The 12,398-nt window shown below is 62.6% G+C and carries 10 protein-coding genes and 1 tRNA gene; 3 read left to right on the top strand and 8 right to left on the bottom strand.

Annotation, left to right across the window (positions count from 1 at the left end; all coding sequences use genetic code 11):
• Positions 1-4: 4 nt before the first annotated feature.
• The 7 genes from J8C01_RS13780 to J8C01_RS13810 all read right to left on the bottom strand — a co-directional run bounded on the left by J8C01_RS13780 (position 5) and on the right by J8C01_RS13810 (position 7,617).
• Entirely contained in the window at positions 5-1,051 is a 1,047-nt protein-coding gene (locus J8C01_RS13780; protein ID WP_211432803.1) for a hypothetical protein, read from the bottom strand.
• Positions 1,048-2,406 carry an argininosuccinate lyase gene (argH, locus tag J8C01_RS13785; RefSeq protein WP_211432804.1) on the bottom strand — a complete coding sequence of 453 codons (1,359 nt, stop codon included), beginning with the start codon at positions 2,404-2,406 and terminating at the stop codon, positions 1,048-1,050. The genes J8C01_RS13780 and argH overlap by 4 nt, the downstream gene beginning before the upstream one ends.
• 12 nt (positions 2,407-2,418) lie before the next feature.
• Complete coding sequence (locus J8C01_RS13790) at positions 2,419-2,685, bottom strand: hypothetical protein (RefSeq protein ID WP_148264093.1); 267 nt, start codon at positions 2,683-2,685, stop codon at positions 2,419-2,421.
• 122 nt (positions 2,686-2,807) lie between these two features.
• A complete protein-coding gene (locus J8C01_RS13795) occupies positions 2,808-4,013 on the bottom strand; it encodes an argininosuccinate synthase (protein ID WP_211432805.1) in 1,206 nt (401 codons plus the stop codon).
• Complete coding sequence (locus J8C01_RS13800; RefSeq protein WP_014100953.1) at positions 4,010-4,519, bottom strand: arginine repressor; 510 nt, start codon at positions 4,517-4,519, stop codon at positions 4,010-4,012. The genes J8C01_RS13795 and J8C01_RS13800 overlap by 4 nt, the downstream gene beginning before the upstream one ends.
• A 141-nt stretch (positions 4,520-4,660) precedes the next feature.
• A complete protein-coding gene (locus J8C01_RS13805) occupies positions 4,661-6,058 on the bottom strand; it encodes a sigma-54-dependent transcriptional regulator (protein ID WP_211432806.1) in 1,398 nt (465 codons plus the stop codon).
• Positions 6,055-7,617, bottom strand: a complete 1,563-nt coding sequence (locus tag J8C01_RS13810; RefSeq protein ID WP_211432807.1) for a sensor histidine kinase — start codon at positions 7,615-7,617, stop codon at positions 6,055-6,057. The genes J8C01_RS13805 and J8C01_RS13810 overlap by 4 nt, the downstream gene beginning before the upstream one ends.
• A gap of 236 nt (positions 7,618-7,853) precedes the next feature.
• On the opposite strand from J8C01_RS13810, the gene J8C01_RS13815 reads away from it, so the two are divergent.
• Positions 7,854-9,161, top strand: coding sequence for a nucleotide sugar dehydrogenase (locus J8C01_RS13815; RefSeq protein ID WP_211432808.1), 1,308 nt, complete (start codon positions 7,854-7,856; stop codon positions 9,159-9,161).
• Positions 9,162-9,272: 111 nt separating this feature from the next.
• On the opposite strand, the gene J8C01_RS13820 is transcribed toward J8C01_RS13815, so the two are convergent.
• A complete protein-coding gene (locus J8C01_RS13820; RefSeq protein ID WP_211432809.1) occupies positions 9,273-10,733 on the bottom strand; it encodes an amino acid permease in 1,461 nt (486 codons plus the stop codon).
• Between the two features lie 184 nt (positions 10,734-10,917).
• Here J8C01_RS13820 and J8C01_RS13825 point away from each other — a divergent pair, with 184 nt between their 5' ends.
• Positions 10,918-12,045, top strand: coding sequence for a branched-chain amino acid ABC transporter permease (locus tag J8C01_RS13825; RefSeq protein ID WP_211432810.1), 1,128 nt, complete (start codon positions 10,918-10,920; stop codon positions 12,043-12,045).
• 199 nt (positions 12,046-12,244) lie between these two features.
• A tRNA-Phe gene (locus J8C01_RS13830) sits at positions 12,245-12,320 on the top strand.
• Positions 12,321-12,398: the final 78 nt, after the last annotated feature.

Genomic DNA, 12,398 nt, shown 5'->3' on the forward strand with positions numbered 1-12,398 from the left:
GTTATCAGGCCACAGCAACGCCTGTTTCGTAACAGGCGGCTGGCGTCGCCATACGCAGCAGGCTGCCAGTCAAGTCGAGCGTGGCAAAGAGTTTTTCAGGGTACTTCAGGCCGTTGACGGCCGGAATGCCAAGATGCTTTTCCAGGTAATCGGAGCCGGAAATGTTTTCCGTCGCCAGCCCGCTGAAGGCGGCAATCCGCACGCCGAGCGGCTCCAGATAGAGACGCGCGCCATAGGCGCCCATCAGGTCTCCGGCGCAGACGACGACGGCGGCCACCGACGCCATGATGTCCGCGTCGGCAATGACCGAATCCACCCGATAGTGCCCGAAGATGCCGTCGCCCAACTCAAAGATGAGCAGATCGCCATCGAGTGCGTTGGCAACGGTTTTGACGATGGGTGCGAGGTCTGCGGCGTCCACTGTCGAGGGCAGCCCGCAGTCAAGGAAGCTCTTGACATCCACGGCACCGGCGGCCTCGAACTTTTTGAGGTCCCGGATGGCTCCGACGCCCGACAGCTTGGCTGCCCCGACGCGATAGCCATGCGCCGTCGCCACCCGGATGAGTTCCGCCGCCGTAACCGTTTTGCCGACGTTCATGCACGTTCCCACCACCAGCACAATCGGACGCCGCCGCAGCAGATGACTCGCCGCCGGCAGGGCGTCACGTTCCAGGTTGACCGTGCCGCGCTCGTCGCACAGCGTGCCGAGATAACGCACGCGCGTGGCTTCCCCAAGCGCCGTCGTGGCATCAAGGAACCTGCCGATGACCCCACCCACATTGAGGATCGAAAGCTCGTCGCCTTCCGCCAGGGTTTCAGGGACGCAGCCGACGAAGCCACGTAAGGCCTGGCGTGAGCCGAGCACCCCGATGATGCGTTCGCCGACGGTCAGCGGGACCGTCGCCCCATCAATCAGTTCGAGGTTTGGATAGTTCTGGTTGATGGTAAGCACCTCCACAGCCACCACGTCGCCCAGTCGCGGCGTGGATTGCGGCTGGATGGAGACACCTTCGCCAATAAGCGCCCGAAGCGTTGAAGAACCTCGTTTCATGGTACGTCCTCCCGGCGCGTGGCGCGCGCCGCAGCAATCTGGTCGGCAATTCGCCCTGGCGACGTGCCTCCGTGGGAAGCGCGTCCGGCAATGGACTGTTCCGGGGTCAAGGTTTCAGGCATGACGCGCAGACCGAGCGTTGCCCATTCATCCGCTGCGACTTGTGAAAAGGCTACTCCGCGCCGCACCAAATTGCCAATCCTGGCGTAGGCCGTCCGAAACGGAACCCCGTGGGAAACCAGTTGTTCAACCAGGTCAGTGGCGTACAGCTTTTCATCTGACGCCGCCTGACGCATGACTTCGCGGTGAACCGTCATGTGCTGCACGGCCAGCGTACAAACCTTGACCGAAGCCAGTACCGTCGCACTGACCCGGATCACCGGCGGTTTCGTTTCCTGCAAATCCCGGTTGTATCCGGTTGGCAGTCCCTTGAGCGTGGTCAACAGGTTGACCAGCTCGCCAATGCACTGCCCGGCCCGCCCGCGCACCAGCTCCAGGCAATCCGGGTTTTTCTTCTGTGGCATCAGGCTGGAGCCAGTCGTCAGCTCATCCGGCAGGCGGATGAAGTTGAACTCCTGCGAACACCACAGGATGAGCGTCTCGGCAAGCTGCGAGAGATGGACGGCCAGCAGCGCGCTGGCAAACACGAACGCCACCGCGAAATCCCGGTCCGTGACCGCATCGAGCGCATTGCTGAACACACCGTCAGCGCCCAGTTCCTGTGCCGTCCGGTGTGGATCAATGGGAATGGCCGTACCGGCCAGCGCCCCGGCGCCCAGCGGTGAAATCAGCGGTTGCCGCAGCCGCTCCCGGTCGCGCCCCAGTGCCGCATGGTAAGCCAGCAGGACGTGCGCCAGCGAAACCGGCTGCGCCCGCTGAAGATGCGTGTAGCCCGGCAGGACGACATCAGCATAGGCTTCCGCCTTGTCCACCAACGCCGTTGTCAGCTCATCCAGCGCCTTCCGCAACCGGTTCTCGCAGTCGCGTACGTAAAGCCGCAAATCCAGCGCCACCTGATCGTTGCGGCTGCGCGCCGTATGCAACAGGCGGGCATCTTCGCCAACCAGCTCTTCCAGCCGCCGCTCGACGTTCATGTGCACGTCTTCGTAGGCCGGATCGAGTTCAAGGCCCTCGGCGCGAATCTGCTCCAGTCCCTGGCGCAGGCGCGCTGCCTGTTCGGCCGTCAGAATGCCGCAGGCTTCAAGCATGGCGACGTGCGCGAGCGAGCCGCGCAGATCGGCATCGAGCAGATGCCGGTCTTCCTCCACCGAAGCGACGAAGCGGGCGATCTCCTCCTGCATCGGCGCAGTAAAAGCCGCCCGCAGCGCCTGGGCGTTGGATACGTCAGCACTCATCGGCGGTTATCCTCACTCATCCCGGACAGATTGTTTGGCAAACAGGTGCTGGTAGGTCGTCACCTCCAGCCCGAAGAGCGCCACCGTCAGCAGGGCAAACGCAGCATGGGTCAACAGGTTGATGCGCGCTGACGGCAACGTTCCAAACACCACAACCAATGCCGTCGTTATGGCCAGCATAAATCCCAGTGTCGCCAGCACTTCTTCCCAGAAAAGCGACTGGTGACGGGCTTTTCCCACAGCAGACCGGGCAGAAACAGCAAACGGAAACAACGGCATCGGCGGCACCTCCATCAAGAACATTTCCAGTAGAGACCTTCGCCGCACCCGACAAGGTGCGCGATACGATGGGGGCGATGCGTAAACTCGGCGTTTCAGCAACGCATCGCGCTCGTAAACCCTCAGCCCGCACTGTCTTCGGAAGACAGGCGAGCCTGCTGCCGCAAACGTAAGGAATGGATGGCGATGAAGCCTCCGGCGTCGGCCGGTGCAACCTGCGGGCGCGTCTCGAAACTCACCGCCTCGGCATTATAGAGACCAACCGGCGACTTCCGACCGACAACATAGGCCGCGCCCTTGTAGAGCTTTAAACGCGCCGTTCCGGTTACGTTCCGTTGAGTGTGCGTCAGGGTCGCCCGCAACAACTCCATTTCAGGCGAAAACCAGAAGCCGTTGTAGACCAGTTCGGCAAATTTCAGACCCAGCGTTTCCTTGAAATGGGCCACTTCGCGGTCGAGCGTCAGCGACTCCACCGCCCGGTGTGCCTGCATCAGCAGCGTCGCACCCGGCGTTTCATAGACGCCGCGTGACTTCAGCCCGATGAAGCGGTTTTCAACGATGTCCACGCGCCCAATCCCATGACGCGCTCCCAGCGCGTTGGCGCGCTCCAGCAGCCGGAAGGGTGACAGCGCCTCGCCGTCAATGGCCACGGGCCGTCCGCGCTCGAAGGCAATCTCAACAAAAGCCGGCTCATCGGGAGCTTTTTCGGGATCGGTCGTCCACTGAAACATCCCCTCCGGCGGCGCCTGCCAAGGGTCTTCCAGTACACCGCCTTCATAGCTGATGTGCATGGCGTTGGCATCGGTCGAGTAGGGCTTTTCGGCTGTGACCGGCGTCGGAATGCCATGCCGTCCGGCATAGGCCAGCAGGTCGCGCCGCCCCACAAACGACCAGGTGCGCCAGGGCGCAATGATGCCCAGCTCCGGCGCCAGGGCAGCGACGGTCAACTCAAAGCGTACCTGATCGTTGCCCTTGCCCGTTGCTCCGTGGGCAATCGCGTCACAGCCGGTCGCCCGCGCCGCCGCGACGAGTGCTTTGGCAATGACCGGCCGGGCCAGCGCCGTCCCCAGCAGGTAGGAGCCTTCATACACGGCATGCGCCGCCAGCGCCGGAAACACGTAGTCGCGCACGAACTCTTCCCTGACATCCGCCACAACGACCTCATCCGCCCCGGTTGCCAGCGCCTTTTCCCGCACTGCAGCCAGGTCTTCGTTCTGCCCGACATCGGCCACGAACGCCACCACCGGCACGCCGTAGGTTTCCTTCAGCCACGCCAGAATGACGCTCGTATCGAGGCCGCCGCTGTAGGCCAGGGCTATTTTTTTCATTTCGCGGATTTCCCTCCCTTTTTTCGCTCGCGCTTGTTTCCATTGTGCGGCCCGCTGTCCAGACCGGCAATCGTCATAATCCGCTCCATCACCCGCCGCGCCTTACCTGCCGTTTTGACGACGACCAGCACCGTATTGTCACCGGCCACCGTGCCCACAACCTCCGGGAACGCCAGCCGGTCGAGCGCCTCGGCCACCGGATGGGCATTGGCGGCGTCGGTGTGCACCACAACCAGATTTCCCGCGTCCGCGACGCGCCGCACCAGCCGCGACAACAAAAACGCCTCGTTTGAGCTGGGCAGACTGCCCGCCAGCCGCCCGTAGTAGCTGCCACTGGCATCCGTCAGTCGCACGATTCCCAGTTCCTTGATGTCGCGCGAGATGGTGCCCTGGTCACAGGTGATGCCGTACCGGGCAGCCAGCGCCGCACACAGTTCCGCCTGGGTGCTGAGTCGCTCCTGGCAAATGATCTCCAGCAACGCCTGCTGACGCGCGGATTTGTCCATTGCAGCCCGCCGGGTCCCCCTTCTTCTGTCGCTTTGGCTGGCAAACGCTTCCGGCTTGCGGAACGAACGGCGGATATTACGCATATTTATGCACCTGTCAAGCATAGATATGCAAAAAACCGCCTCTTGTTCCGGCAGTCATCAGGGTTCGTCCAGGCCCCGGTCATCGGTCAGCTTGACACCCAGCCGTTCAGCCATGCGGTACAGCGTCCGGCGATCAACGCCGAGCACTTCGGCAGCGCGCGTACGGTGGCCGCTGACGGCTTCGAGCACATAGGTCAGGTAACGCCGCTCCAGTTCATCCAGCGTCGGCAGGTCGGCAAAGGGGTTCGGGTCGCTCCCGGCCGGAGATGTGTCCGGGACGGACGGCTTCACGGGTTGCAGTTTGAGCGGCAAATCTTCCGGGCGGATAACGTCATCGCGGGCGTGGAGCGCCGCGTACTCAATCACGGACTGGAGTTCACGGACGTTGCCGGGAAAGTCGTAGGCCGCCAGAACGGTGAGCGTTGCCGGTTCAAACCACAGGTGGCGTCCCACGGTCTGTGCCGCCTGGCGCAGAAAGGCCTCGGCCAGTAGCGGCAAATCGTCACGCCGCTGGCGCAGGGGCGGCACGTGCAGCGTAACCGTACTGAGCCGGTAGTACAGGTCTTCCCGGAAGCGTCCGGCGGCGACTTCGGCTTCGAGGGCGCGGTTGGTGGCGGCAATGACCCGGACATCCACCTGCTGCGGCCGCGCCGCCCCCAGGCGGCGGACTTCCCCTTCCTGCAAGGCCCGGAGCAGCTTGACCTGCATCGGCAGCGGAAGGTCGCCGATTTCGTCCAGAAAAAGCGTTCCGTGATGGGCTTCCTCCCACAGTCCCCGGCGGTCGGCCACGGCGCTGGTGAACGCCCCACGGACGTGTCCGAACAGTTCGGCTTCAAGCAGCGGTTCCGGCAAAGCGCCGCAGTTGACCGGGATGAAGGGGCCGCCTGACCGTGGGCTATGCCGGTGAATGGCCCGGGCGACGAGTTCCTTCCCCGTGCCGGACTCCCCCAGCACCAGCACCGTCGAGCGCGTGGGTGCCACCCGCGCAATTTCTTTGTACAGCGCCACCATGGCTGCCGAGCGCCCGACCAGGCCGGACGCATCGGCCGGGTTCACGGAAGGGACAGCCGCCGGTGCTTCCCCCTTCCGGGCTTCGTCCTTCCGGGCAAGGGCCGATTGGACGGCCGCCACGACCTCATCCACCTTGAACGGCTTGGAAATGAAATCCCACGCGCCGTCGCGCAACGCAGCCACGGCGGCATCGAGGGTTCCGAATCCGGTGATGAGAATGACCGGGCAGTGGGCACGGAAGTCAGTGAGCAGGTCGAGTCCCGTGGCTTCGGCTTCCAGGTTGATGTCGCTGATGACCAGGTCAAAAGCCTGCCGGGCAAAGCACAGGCGGGCGGCTTCCGGTGTGGTGGCCGTGGAGACCTGCCAGCCGCGCGCCGTGAAGATTTCACGCAGCAGCTCACACGAAGCGGCGTCGTCATCCACTACGAGAATATGTCTGGTCATGGGCGTGGCTCCGTCGCCGGCGGGAAGGTAAGCCGGACGGTCGTTCCCTGCTCCGGCTGGCTCATTACCGTCAGGTCGCCGCCATGTTCACGGACGATCTGCCGGGCCACCACCAGCCCCAGTCCGGTTCCGCTCCCACGCGGTTTGGTCGTGAAGAAAGGTTCAAAAATGCGTGTCCGTACGCTTTCGGGCATGCCCTGTCCGGTGTCACGCACCTCGATGACGAACTGTGCCACACCCGTTCCGGTCTCCCAGTGGGCACTGGTGACGGTGAGCTGCCCACCGGAAGGCATGGCGTCCATGGCGTTGTTGAACAGGTTGATGAAGACCTGCTGGAGCTGATCCACCGTGCCGCGCACGGGCAGCGGCGTCGGGCTGAGCTGTGTCACCAGATGGATGTGGCGCAGGGTCAGGGCCGGCTGGATCAGCTCGAACGTCCGGCGCAGGACAGCGTTCAGGTCAAGCAACTGGTGTTCGCTGGCGTCGGCCCGGGTTCGGTCGAGCATCGTCCGTACGATGCGCTCGATGCGCTCGATTTGCAGGCTGATGGTTTCGAGTCGGGCCTGGGCCCTGGGATTGCCGTTGAGGTCAGCGCCGAGAAGCTGCACGTGTCCGCTGATGAGGTTGAGCGGTGTGCCCACCTCGTGGGCCAACTGGGCTGCCGTCTGTCCAGCCGCCGCCAGACGCTCCATGTCGGTCAGGCGGCGGGTCATTTCCCACAGTTCGCGGTTGAGCGTTTCAAGCTGGGTATTGCGTTCAGAAAGCTCGGCCGTGGCTTCGGCCACACGGGCTTCCAGTTCCTGGCGCTGCTGCTCGCGTTCGTCGGTCATGGCGCGGACCTGCGCCAGCATCCGGTTGTAGCCGTCGGCGAGCCGTCCCAGTTCATCCTGGGTGCGGACTTCCACCGTGGCGGAAAGATCACCTTCCTGCACGCGCTGCATGGCGGCCAGCAGGCGCTCGATGGGCGCATAGACCGTCCGGCGGAAGAGCCAGTTCATCGCCAGGGTGATGGCCAGCACGCAGCCCAGAGCGAACCACAGGGCAAGGGTGCGGTAACGGGTCAGTACGGCTGTGGCGAGACCAATTCGCTCGATGTATTCCACTGCGCCTTCGGGCCGACCGGCCCGTTTGATGGGCACGCATATCCAGTAGGCATCTCCGCCGCTGCCGTTCAGACGCAGTTGAGTGGGCAGGTTCGTCATGGCCGGTGTCCGCAGTGCATTGGCGACGGCTGTCGGGTCCGGCGGCGGCAGGTCGTCTTCGACCAGGGCCGTGACGACCTGGTAGCTTTTCCCCGACCGCTCCCAGACCCGGATACCCAGGGCGTCGGGCCGCGCCTGCTTGGACAGCGCCACAAGGCGGTTGAGGCCGGGCTGTTCATTGGGCAGGCGTGCAATCTGCTCGGCGAGCGTGACAGCGTGGAGTTTGACCCACACGCGCTGCTCATCGCGGAGCAGCCGTGCCAGTTCACGGTTCGACAGCCACACGAAAGCGCCCAGAACAGCAATCGTGAGTGCTGAGGCCAACAACGTTGTCCGGGTATGCAGTTTCAAGGCCATAGCCGAAACGGACCCCACCTCCGGGACTGACCAGGTTCGGCAACCGACGCCGCCGGGTCACGGATGTATCTGCCGGCGGGCAAGCATAAGGCACCGCCGGGTTTTCACGGAACTCGCAGGTGGCTAGGATCGTCACGAGTTTCTTACAACTTCAGCTTCGCCTTCTGGCACAGTATCGTGGCGCAGCCGCCTGTCCGGCGGACTTGTGCAACCTGGTGTAGTTTCGAGGAGCCTTCATGTCACACCTAGCTTGTCCGACCGTCGGCATCGTTGGTCTGGGCTACGTTGGGCTGCCGCTGGCCGTACAGTTTCTTCGCAGCGGCTGCCGGGTCATCGGCTTTGACATTGACCAGCACAAGGTCACAACCCTCAATGCCGGGCGGAGTTATATCAGAAACGTCCCTGCAGCCGTGATTGCCGAAGCCGTGGCGACCGGGCAGTTCCAGGCGACGGCTGATGTGGCCCGGCTTGCCGACGTGGAAGCGATCCTGATCTGCGTTCCCACGCCGCTGACGGCGCACCGTGAGCCGGACCTTTCCTTCATCATTCAGACGGCTGAAGCCGTTGCCCCGCATCTGCGGGCCGGGCAACTCGTCAGTCTGGAATCCACGACCTATCCTGGAACGACCGAAGAAGAACTCGTGCCCCGGCTCGAACGGGGGTCAGGATTGCGCGCCGGACGTGACTTTCATGTGGTCTATTCGCCGGAGCGTGAAGACCCCGGCAATCCCGACTTCGGGACGCGCAACATTCCCAAGGTCATTGGCGGCCTGACCTCCGACTGCCTGGCGGCCGGCATCCGGCTGTACCGCCACGCGGTGCAAACCCTGGTGCCGGTTTCTTCGACGCGCGTGGCCGAGGCCACGAAACTCGTCGAAAACATCTTCCGCTGCGTCAACATCGCCATGGTCAACGAACTCAAAATGGTCTTCGACGCCATGGGCATTGATGTGTGGGAAGTTCTGGACGCCGCCAAAACCAAGCCGTTTGGCTTCATGAAGTTCGAGCCGGGGCCGGGTCTTGGCGGGCACTGCATCCCCATTGACCCGTTTTACCTGACGTGGAAGGCGCGGGAGTTCGGCGTGCAGACCAAGTTTGTGGAGCTGGCTGGCGACATCAACACGAGCATGCCGCGCTACGTGGTGATGCGCCTGCTGGAAGCCCTTTCGGATCGCGGCCGGGCGCTGCGCGGGGCCAGCATCCTGCTGCTGGGGCTGGCCTACAAGAAAAACGTGGACGACCCACGCGAGTCACCGACCTTTGCCATCTGGGACCTGCTGCGCGCCCGGCAGGCGAACGTACAGTTTCATGACCCGTACATCCCGGTCGCCCCGGCCATGCGGGAATATCCGGCCTATGCCGGCACGCCATCGGTTCCGTTGACCGAAGCGGTTTTGGCGCACAGTGACGCCGTGGTGATTTGTACGGCGCACGACGGGCTGGATTACGGTTTTGTCGTCCGGCATGCCCGGCTTGTCGTGGACACCCGCAATGCCTGCGCCGGGCTGCCGGCCGAGTTGTTGCATAAGGTGGTCAAGGCCTGAAACCAAAGGATGTCACTGTAAGCCTGACCACACCTTGACTGTAGCTACTCGCCGGAAGGGGTTTCCGTCCCAGCGTTCTCAAGCGCCGACCTCAAGCGCCGACCGGCCGGGCTAGCCTTCAGCCGGCTTCAACTTGCTGTGCCGGATGCCATAGTTGAAGTAGATGACATAGCCGGCAGCCATCCAGATGACGAGCCGCAGCCAGGTGTCGAGGGGCAGGGCGGCCATCATGGCAAAGCACACCAGAATCCCAAGCACCGGCACAACCGGCACGAACGGCGTTTTGAAGGGCCGCTCCCGCTCCGGCTGCGTGTAGCGCAACACGATGACCCCGGCGCACACCAAAATGAAAGCAAACAGCGTGCCAATGCTGGTCATCTCGCCCACGACGCGCGCTGGCACAAAGGCGGCAAAGAGGCTGACGAAAACGGCAAACAGCGCGTTGGACTTCCACGGCGTACGGAAGTATGGGTGCACTTCCGAAAAAATCTTCGGCAGCAGCCCGTCGTAGGACATCGAGAAAAAGACCCGCGACTGTCCCAGCAACATCACCAGGATGACCGAGGCGTAGCCGGCGAGAATGGCGAGGATGATGCCCTGGTTGAGCCACTTGTAGGGCGTATGGGCAATGGCTGTCGCCACGGGTGCAATTCCTTCGACCCCTTGAAATTCCGTGTAGTGGGCCAGTCCGGTCATGACGTGTGCAAACAGGATGTAGAGCACGGTACAGATACCGAGCGAGCCGAGAATGCCAATCGGCATGTCGCGCTGTGGGTTGCGGGCTTCCTGGGCGGCTGTCGAAACAGCATCGAAACCAATGTAGGCAAAAAAGATAATGCCGGCGGCGCGGATGATGCCGCTCCAGCCGAAGCTGCCGAACTCACCCGTGTTGGGTGGGATGTAGGGTTCATAGTTTTTCGGCTCGATAAACGCCCAGCCCAGCCCGATGAAAGCCAGCACGACGCCGACCTTGAGCGCCACGATGAGGTTGTTGACCAGGGCGGATTCCTGAGTTCCCTTGATGAGAATGAGCGACATGGCCACGACGATGAACACCGCCGGCAGGTTGGCGACGCCGGTGATGGTCGTGCCGTTGGCTGTGGTGATGGAATCAAAGGGCGACATGGTGAGCTGGGGCGGGAGCACTACGTTGTAGTACTCCAGAAACTTCACCAGATAGCGCGACCAGCTTATGGAGACGGTGGCCGCGCCGACGGCATATTCCAGCACGAGGTCCCAGCCAATTGTCCAGGCGACGAGTTCACCCATGGTGGCGTACGAGTAGGTGTAGGCGCTTCCGGCAACCGGAATCATCGCGGCAAACTCGGCGTAGCACAGGCCGGCAAAAAGACAGCCGACAGCGGCGATGATGAAGGAAATGGTGACGGCCGGCCCGGCGTTGTTGCCGGCGGCCAGGCCGGTGATGGAAAACAGCCCAGCACCGATGATAGCGCCGATGCCCAGGGTAATCAGGTTGAAGGGTCCAAGGGTTCGTTTGAGCGAGCTGTGTTCTGGTGATGACTGGGCTTGCAGTTCATCAATGGATTTGACGACGAAGAGCTGATTTGCCACGCTGCACTCCTCTATCAGTTCAGTTGAAATGGATTCAGGTCAAGCAGCCGACACAGACGCCCGTGTACACATAAGGCGATGCGGTTCCCTCTGTGGCTGGTTCTGGGCTGACGTTGCCGGTAAGCGGCAACATAGCGCGAACGGCACGCGGTTGCAAAAACTTGGTTTGCAGAATTTGGTTTGTATGAATCAGCTACCAGAGGATGGGCTTCCTCGCACGTCACCGTCTGTACGGCCCTGGCTGGGCGGCATTGGGCTGGTGGCGGGGTTGTTTTTGCTCAACCAGGCGTTCGTGCATGGGGTGGGCGGCTATGGGTTATCGGAGTACTACCTGCGGGTTCTGACGCTGGTGGGCATTTCCATCATCCTGGCCGTGAGCCTGACGCTGGTCAACGGCTGTGCCGGACAGTTTTCCATCGGGCATGCGGGTTTTATGGCAATTGGCGCGTATGCGGCCGGCGCGGTGACGCACTTTGGCGGGGGGCCGTTCGTGGCCCTGCTGGAGGGGCTGCCGGGGTGGCCGGTTCATGCGGTACGGCTGCTGGTGTCCCTGACGGTGGGGGCTTTTGCCAGTGGACTGGCGGGGTGGCTGGTTGGGCTGCCGACGCTGCGCCTGCGGGGTGACTATCTGGCGATCGTGACGCTGGGGTTTGGGGAAATCATCCGGGTGGTGTTGTTGAACATCGAGCCGACGGGTGGTGCGCTGGGCTTTACGAACATTGCGCAGGGGCCGGATGTACCGGGACGGTTGCCGGACCAGCGGTTTGCCCTGTTTCTTGAAGGCACGATGTTTTTCTGGGTTTCGCTGGCGGCCGTGTTGACGACGCTGGCTGTGGGACGGCTGGCCTATTCCAGTTTTGGGCGCAGTCTGGCGGCAATTCGTGAAAACGAAATTGCGGCGGCGGCGATGGGCATTGACACGACGCGGGCCAAAACGATGGCTTTTGTCATCAGTGCGGTGCTGACCGGCATTGCGGGGGGGCTATATGCGCACTATGACAACTATCTGAATCCGGGTTCGTTTACCTTTCTGCGTTCGGTTGAGATGGTGACGATGATTGTGCTGGGCGGGCTGGGGAGCATTTCCGGGGCGATTGTAGGGGCAACGACGTTGACGGTCTTGCCTGAAGCCCTGCGTGATCTGACGCGCATTCTGCCGCCGGCAGTGATTGAGGTGGCGCCATTTCTGGCGAATCTGCCCGACTACCGGATGGTGTTGTATTCGCTGCTTCTGATTGGGCTGATGATCGTACGTCCGCAGGGTTTGTTTGGGCGGCGCGAATGGGCGTGGCTGGCGCGGTCGTTCCGGTAGGGGGGTCGGTGGCGAAGTTTCACTGGAAGCTTCAAAGATTGAAGGTCATCATTGACAGCGGGCGAGGGAAAACGTAAGGTCGCACGTTGCTGACAAGCTTCCGGTGCAACGCTGGTACTTGGAACATTGGAACAAGGTTGGCATCGGGATGGCGCAGTGGCCGGGCAGCCGGTCAGTGCACGTGACAGATCAGGTATATGGCTAGGTAGCTCAGTTGGTAGAGCAACGGACTGAAAATCCGTGTGCCGGGGGTTCGATTCCCTCCCTAGCCACCAATAAAATCAATAGCTTACGGGGTACTCAAAGGCAGAAAACGCAGTCGCAGCCAAACGATGTAGCCACTATGTAGCCGG

This window comes from Chloracidobacterium sp. D, assembly GCF_018304685.1.
Lineage (GTDB): Bacteria > Acidobacteriota > Blastocatellia > Chloracidobacteriales > Chloracidobacteriaceae > Chloracidobacterium > Chloracidobacterium thermophilum.

What these genes read in the sequence shown, in the direction of transcription:
- J8C01_RS13780 (WP_211432803.1), bottom strand. Translation starts at nt 1,051, where the DNA reads ATGAAACGAGGTTCTTCAACGCTTCGGGCGCTTATTGGCGAAGGTGTC.
- argH (WP_211432804.1), bottom strand. Translation starts at nt 2,406, where the DNA reads ATGAGTGCTGACGTATCCAACGCCCAGGCGCTGCGGGCGGCTTTTACT.
- J8C01_RS13790 (WP_148264093.1), bottom strand. Translation starts at nt 2,685, where the DNA reads ATGCCGTTGTTTCCGTTTGCTGTTTCTGCCCGGTCTGCTGTGGGAAAA.
- J8C01_RS13795 (WP_211432805.1), bottom strand. Translation starts at nt 4,013, where the DNA reads ATGAAAAAAATAGCCCTGGCCTACAGCGGCGGCCTCGATACGAGCGTC.
- J8C01_RS13800 (WP_014100953.1), bottom strand. Translation starts at nt 4,519, where the DNA reads ATGGACAAATCCGCGCGTCAGCAGGCGTTGCTGGAGATCATTTGCCAG.
- J8C01_RS13805 (WP_211432806.1), bottom strand. Translation starts at nt 6,058, where the DNA reads ATGACCAGACATATTCTCGTAGTGGATGACGACGCCGCTTCGTGTGAG.
- J8C01_RS13810 (WP_211432807.1), bottom strand. Translation starts at nt 7,617, where the DNA reads ATGGCCTTGAAACTGCATACCCGGACAACGTTGTTGGCCTCAGCACTC.
- J8C01_RS13815 (WP_211432808.1), top strand. Translation starts at nt 7,854, where the DNA reads ATGTCACACCTAGCTTGTCCGACCGTCGGCATCGTTGGTCTGGGCTAC.
- J8C01_RS13825 (WP_211432810.1), top strand. Translation starts at nt 10,918, where the DNA reads ATGAATCAGCTACCAGAGGATGGGCTTCCTCGCACGTCACCGTCTGTA.